The following is a 4439-nucleotide window of genomic DNA, read 5'->3' on the forward strand; positions in this document are numbered from 1 at the left end:
CGTCGAAGATTGAGAAAAAACACTGACAATTTAGTTAGTTATATCATAACAGCCAATATTTTCAGAATTTCATACTATTTTTAATGGATATCGATTTCTGATAAAAAAATTTATAACCTGTTAAATCATAGACTTGTTTAACACTAACTTGTCACTAAATTGCATATAAAAAAGCAGGCCCAACTTGAACCTGCTCAAATATACTTAGGCTACTTTCTGAATTAGTCGCGCAGGGCTGCACCAAACTGTGCCGCTACTGAAGTCACAATCGATTCAACAGCGCTTGCAATATCGGCTTCTTCTAAAGTACGTTCAGTCGATTGAAGCATCAACGCAATCGCTAAACTCTTCTTGCCCTCTTCAACCCCTTTGCCTACATAAACGTCAAACAGCTTCGCCTCTTTTAGAAGCTCACCACCAGCGTTACGACATGCATCGACAATATCACCTGAAGCAATGGCGCCATCAACAACCAGTGCTATATCACGGCGGTTCGCTGGGAACTTAGACAGTGATGCAGCTTCTGGAATTACACGGGTGTTCACCGCTGACCATTCAAGTTCAAATACGATGGTGCGGCCATTCAAGCCAAACTTACGCTCAAGCTCTGGATGAACAGTGCCTATCACCCCAATAATCTCACCATCGACAACGATAGCGGCCGATTGCCCAGGGTGCAGCGCTGGGTGTGCAACAGAAGTAAAGCTGTAAGCTTTGCCGTTGGCGGTTAAATCAAGAATGGCTTCCAAGTCACCTTTTAGATCGAAGAAATCTACCGTTGCGGTGTCCATGTTCCAGTGCTCTTCACCACGAGTACCGGATATTACCCCCGCGAGCATAGGCTCTTGGCGCATACCGTTCTCTGCCGAAGCATCAGGAATAAAACGCAAACCATATTCAAACAAACGAACACGTGGCTGCTGGCGTTTCTGGTTATGAACCACGGTATTTAATAGACCTTGGATCAAGCCCAAACGCATCGCCGACATATCAGCAGAAATAGGATTAGGTAGAATGAGTGGTTCAACATCTGGAACAATCAGTTTCTGCTGCTCTGGCTCAACGAAGCTGTAGGTGATCGCTTCATGGTAACCACGGTCAACTAACAAATGACGAACACGCTTAAGTGGCAAGTTTGCTTCTTGGTGGTCATTCATGCTCAATGCTGCAACGGGAGCTTGATTAGGGATATTGTTGTAACCGTAAATACGGCCAATTTCCTCAATCAAATCTTGCTCAATCGCGAAATCAAAACGCCACGTTGGCGCGGTAGCAACCCAACTTTCTGCGCAACTCTCAACACTCATACCTAAACGTTTTAGGATTTCAACCACATCAGCATCCGCAATGTGATGACCAAGCAAACTGTCCAGTTTAGTGCGACGAAGTGTGACTTGATTTGGTTTAGGTAAATCCGTTTCAGACTCAACACTAACCACTGGTGCAACTTCACCGCCACAAATATCAACCAGCAGCTGAGTCGCTCGTTCCATCGCACTGGCTTGCAACGCGTAGTCAACACCGCGCTCAAAACGCATGGATGAATCAGTATGTAGGCCATAGCTACGAGCACGACCGCGGATATGGTCTGGTGCAAAGAAAGCACACTCAAGCAGTACATCTTGGGTTTCTGAGCTAACGCCTGAACCTTCACCACCAAAAATGCCCGCAATGGCTAATGCTTTATTGTGATCGGCAACAACCAGCGTATCAACATTCAACTTAGCTTCTGTACCATCGAGTAGCGTAAGTTTTTCATCCTGCTCGGCCATACGAACAACAATACCGCCTTCGATCTTGGCAAGATCAAAGGCATGCATCGGTTGGCCTTGTTCAAGCAAGATATAGTTAGTGATATCAACCACTGGATCAATTGAACGTAGACCACAACGGCGTAACTTCTCTTGCATCCAAAGCGGTGTTTGGGCTTGAACATTAATGTTTTTAACCACGCGACCAAGATAACGCGGACAAGCGGCCGGTGCTTTCACTTCAATAGAGACTTTATCTTCAATTGAAGTAGGAACAGCGGTGACTGATGGCTCAGTGACATCAATGCGGTTCAATACACCTACTTCACGAGCAAGGCCACGAATACTAAAGCAATCTGCGCGGTTCGCGGTCAAATCGACATCAATAGTCACATCATCTAAGCTTAGGAATTCGCGGAAATCAGTACCAACGATAGCATCTTCTGCAAGCTCCATAATGCCAGCGGATTCAACATCAATCCCTAGCTCACTGAATGAACAAAGCATGCCGTGAGAAGGTTGACCACGTAATTTTGCTTTTTTAATCTTGAAATCGCCGGGCAGTACAGCACCAACAGTCGCTACCGCCACTTTTAAGCCTTGGCGGCAGTTTGCTGCACCACAAACGATATCAAGCAGTTCTTCCTCACCCACGTCAACTTTCGTTACACGCAGTTTGTCGGCATCTGGATGTTGACCACATTCCACAACGTGACCCACTTTGACGCCAGTAAATTCACCGGCGACAGCAAGAACGTCATCGACTTCCAAGCCTGCCATTGTAATTTGATGTGTAAGTTCGTCAGTCGTAACCGCAGGGTTAACCCACTCACGAAGCCATGATTCGCTGAATTTCATTGTGTTTACCCTTGAATTACTTGAATTGTTTGAGGAAGCGCAGATCGTTCTCAAAGAACGCGCGTAGGTCGTTGACGCCATAACGAAGCATCGTTAAACGCTCAACACCCATACCAAATGCAAAGCCAGAATATTTTTCAGGGTCAATACCAACACTGCGCAAAACGTTCGGGTGAACCATGCCACAGCCTAGAACTTCAAGCCATTTACCATTTTTACCCTTCACATCCACTTCCGCAGAAGGTTCTGTAAATGGGAAATAAGAAGGACGGAAACGCACTTCAACTTCTTCTTCAAAGAAGTTACATAAGAAATCGTTCAAAATACCTTTAAGCTGAGCAAAATTGACGTGCTCATCAACCAACATTCCTTCAACTTGGTGGAACATTGGTGTGTGTGTTTGGTCGTAGTCATTACGATATACGCGGCCCGGCGCAATAAAACGAAACGGCGGTTGACCATTTTCCATAGTGCGAATTTGCACACCTGACGTGTGTGTACGCAACATTAAATCTGGATTAAAGAAGAAGGTATCGTGATCAGTACGTGCTGGGTGATCGGCAGCAATATTCAACGCATCAAAGTTGTGGAAGGCGTCTTCAATTTCAGGGCCAGATTCAACATGAAAACCAAGCTCACCAAAGAACTGCTCAATGCGTTCAACTGTGCGAGTCACTGGGTGTAAGCCACCATTTTCAATGCGGCGTCCAGGCAAAGTAACGTCAATCGTTTCAGCCGCTAGTTTGGCTTCTAACTCTGCTCGCTGCAAAGCATCTTTACGCGTAGCAATGGCGTGTTGCACTGTTTCTTTCGCAACGTTGATCTCTTGACCTGCAGCGCGGCGTTCTTCGGGTGGCAATTTACCTAGGCTCTGTAGCTGAGTGGTTAACTCACCTTTTTTACCCAAGTACTGAACACGCACTTCATCAAGTGCGACTAGCGAATCGGCAGCATTAATCGCTGCGGTCGCATTAGCAATAATCTCTTCTAGATGTTGCATCGTTTCCTCATCTACCTGTAGGTAGTGTCCGTATAGGATGTTTTTGTATTTTTCAGATAGCTGCACATAGTATCGAAAGCCACCTCTAAAGCCAAATTGAAATGATACTGAGGCTTGCTCTTGAACAAAAAAACGGCATTATTTTTGCCGCTCTCTTGATATTACCTCCCTCCCCCCAAACAATAATAAAAACATGACTATTTTTAAGAAGAAACGATGAACATCACGATAACACCAATCGAACCACAAGATGATTCGGACATTTGTAAAATTATCCAATCTGTAGGTGCTGAATTTGGAGCCATCGGTGAGGGTTTTGGCCCATCTGATGCTGAAGTGGAAAACATGAGTCAACATTATACGCAAGAGAGCAGCAGCCTTTATCTGGTAGCCAAACGTGATGGCATCATTGTCGGTGGAGCAGGTATTGCAGCCTTTCATCATAGCCAACGGATCTGTGAGCTAAAAAAACTCTTCTTATTACCAGAAAGTCGCGGTTGCGGGCTAGGAAAAATGCTCAGTGAAGCATGCCTATCGTTTGCTCAAAATGCAGGTTATCAATCTTGCTATTTGGATACGTTATCTAGTATGACATCCGCCATTCAGTTATATGAAAAGCTCGGATTTATACATTTGGATCGACCAATGGACGGCACTGAGCACAACGGCTGCGATGTGTGGATGCTTAAACAGCTGTAAATCATCGCATATGCTTATACAAAAAATGCCTACCGAACGGTAGGCATCAAAAGCAGTTGAGATTTAATGCTTAAGTTTTAAAACTTAGAAGAAGTATTTTAGACGGATACGCATGCCTAGATCTTTGTTTT

General features: G+C 44.9%; 3 protein-coding genes. 1 reads left to right on the plus strand and 2 read right to left on the minus strand.

All coding sequences use genetic code 11. The annotated features are described in order from the left end of the window. Window positions 1–221: 221 nt before the first annotated feature. Window positions 222–2609 carry a phenylalanine--tRNA ligase subunit beta gene (gene pheT / locus B9J84_RS05100; RefSeq protein WP_094123685.1) on the minus strand — a complete coding sequence of 796 codons (2388 nt, stop codon included), beginning with the start codon at window positions 2607–2609 and terminating at the stop codon, window positions 222–224. A gap of 16 nt (window positions 2610–2625) precedes the next feature. Then, the gene (gene pheS, locus B9J84_RS05105; protein WP_017044058.1) at window positions 2626–3609 is read right to left on the minus strand and encodes a phenylalanine--tRNA ligase subunit alpha; all 984 of its coding nucleotides are present in this window, start codon (window positions 3607–3609) and stop codon (window positions 2626–2628) included. 216 nt (window positions 3610–3825) lie between these two features. Between pheS and B9J84_RS05110 the strand changes: the two genes are divergently transcribed. Then, window positions 3826–4308 carry a GNAT family N-acetyltransferase gene (locus B9J84_RS05110; protein WP_094123686.1) on the plus strand — a complete coding sequence of 161 codons (483 nt, stop codon included), beginning with the start codon at window positions 3826–3828 and terminating at the stop codon, window positions 4306–4308. Window positions 4309–4439 lie beyond the last annotated feature (131 nt).

Origin of the sequence: Vibrio sp. V03_P4A6T147, assembly GCF_002241085.1 — a bacterium.
GTDB lineage: Bacteria > Pseudomonadota > Gammaproteobacteria > Enterobacterales > Vibrionaceae > Vibrio > Vibrio anguillarum.

What these genes read in the sequence shown, in the direction of transcription:
- pheS (WP_017044058.1), bottom strand. Translation starts at nt 3,609, where the DNA reads ATGCAACATCTAGAAGAGATTATTGCTAATGCGACCGCAGCGATTAAT.
- B9J84_RS05110 (WP_094123686.1), top strand. Translation starts at nt 3,826, where the DNA reads ATGAACATCACGATAACACCAATCGAACCACAAGATGATTCGGACATT.
- pheT (WP_094123685.1), bottom strand. Translation starts at nt 2,609, where the DNA reads ATGAAATTCAGCGAATCATGGCTTCGTGAGTGGGTTAACCCTGCGGTT.